The organism is Vreelandella maris (assembly GCF_013371085.1).
In the GTDB taxonomy this organism is placed as follows: domain Bacteria; phylum Pseudomonadota; class Gammaproteobacteria; order Pseudomonadales; family Halomonadaceae; genus Vreelandella; species Vreelandella maris.
In genome coordinates this window covers 1-1859 of the sequence record NZ_JABWCV010000069.1, presented here as the reverse complement: position 1 = coordinate 1859, position 1859 = coordinate 1, and the positions used below count along the sequence as shown (strand labels likewise).

General features: G+C 46.5%; 2 protein-coding genes and 1 pseudogene. 1 reads left to right on the top strand and 2 read right to left on the bottom strand.

What is annotated here, in order from left to right; all coding sequences use genetic code 11:
- Positions 1-70 precede the first annotated feature (70 nt).
- A complete protein-coding gene (locus HUO07_RS21455; protein ID WP_176305135.1) occupies positions 71-586 on the bottom strand; it encodes an MFS transporter in 516 nt (171 codons plus the stop codon).
- Positions 587-837: 251 nt separating this feature from the next.
- On the opposite strand from HUO07_RS21455, the gene HUO07_RS21450 reads away from it, so the two are divergent.
- Positions 838-1731, top strand: a complete 894-nt coding sequence (locus HUO07_RS21450; RefSeq protein WP_176305134.1) for a LysR family transcriptional regulator — start codon at positions 838-840, stop codon at positions 1729-1731.
- A 16-nt stretch (positions 1732-1747) separates the two neighbouring features.
- On the opposite strand, the pseudogene HUO07_RS21445 reads toward HUO07_RS21450, so the two are convergent.
- Positions 1748-1859: pseudogene (locus HUO07_RS21445) on the bottom strand (IS630-like element ISHsp2 family transposase); the annotation flags it as partial.

The following is a 1859-nucleotide window of genomic DNA, read 5'->3' as shown; positions in this document are numbered from 1 at the left end:
AACGATGTCCTCGATCATCTGCCAACGCTGATCAGAAAGCTCGTAACGGCCTGTCATATCGCCCTCCTGCTCAATGAACGGAGATAGCGTAACATTTATGACTTTTCAGACAGAACCTAGCACCGCCCCCCGCTACCATCGAATAATACGCCAATGCCCTCGTCCGCTCAGGCCCTTCTGGAAAGGTCGTTGAGATAAGCGCTAATACTGAAGGCGCTAAAATAGCCGCCCCTATGCCTTGTATCCCCCGCGCGATAATCAGCCAGTACGGTGTTTGTGCCAAACCTATCGCAAGCGATGACAAGGTAAATATCCATAGGCCTACTAGCAACATTCTCTTACGGCCCAACAGATCGCCTGCGCGCGCGGCTAATAATAAAAAACCACCAAAAAAAAGCGTGTAGATATTTTGTACCCACGACAGTCCCACTGAAGTAAAGCCGAGATCATCGCGCATCTCAGGCAGTCCCGTTACGACAATGGAGATATCGAGAACAATCATTAAATAACTGATTAACACTACACCCAGCACTGCGCTGGGGTGACCATTAATTAAGCGGCTGTCAGCCGACTCACTTGACGACATTATTCACTCCTTAAACCAAGGCATCTATTCTTAACCTGCAATTAGCGGGCATGGCTCATAATATTCAGGTGTCCTGAATAGGGTGAGGCAGCGATGGCGATACAGCGCATGCTGGAGCGTTGTGCTATGGCCTACCCATCAGCTCCGTAACAGCTAGTAGCGGTGCAAAAAGTAGTGATAAGACTTTAGCAAAAGGCAATTTTTATGATTAGATAGCAAAATATGGATGAGCTAATGAAGGAAATTCATCAATGTCGCGCGATAATTTCAATGATTTACACGCATTTCTCATGGTCGCCAAAAAGGGCAGCTTCACGCGGGCCGCTGCAGAGCTAGGTGTATCACAATCGGCTCTTAGTCATGCCATGCGCGGTTTAGAAGAAAGGTTGGGCATCCGCTTGTTAATGCGTACCACAAGAAGCGTCTCACCTACCAACGCAGGTGAACGGTTAATTCGCACCATAGGTCCTTGCTTTGAAGACATTCAGTCAGAGCTAACCGCCCTCAACGAACTACGTGACAAGCCAGCAGGTACTATCAGGCTTTCAAGTAGCAGCCACGCTGCCGATTATATTTTAATACCTAAGCTACAACCGTTTTTAAAGGAGTACCCAGATATTCAAGTTGAGATCAATGTAGATAATGGATTAACGGATATTGTCTCTGAACGGTTTGATGCAGGTGTCCGGCTTGGCGAACGCGTCGCGAAAGATATGATAGCTACTTGTATAGGCCCTAATATGCGGATGGTTGTTGTAGCAGCACCAGATTATTTTGAGCATTATTCACAGCCAAAAGACCCCCATGAGTTGACTGAACATAATTGTATTAATTTCCGGTTTCCAACCCACGGTGGTTTATATATGTGGGAATTTGAGAAGAAAGGCCATGCAATGAACGTATCGACAGAGGGACAACTTATCGTCAACAATACTCAACAACAAATAAATGCCACGTTAGCGGGCGTAGGGTTAGGTTTCGTCCCAGAAGATATGGTGGAGGAATACATTAAATCTGGGCAGCTAATTCAAGTGTTAGATGATTGGTGCCCTTACTTCCCTGGATTTCATCTCTATTATCCAAATCGACGTCAACCATCGCCCGCTTTTTCACTGCTATTGGAGGCATTACGCTCATCTTCATAGGCGCGGCAATAAGTGCCTATTCAAAATTAATCGCGTGATCAGTTCCGTAACCACCGAGTAAGCGGTGTACCTCTTCATGTAGACGTTCAAACGAGAGATAGGCACTCAAGGGCAGCCAGGTGTACTTC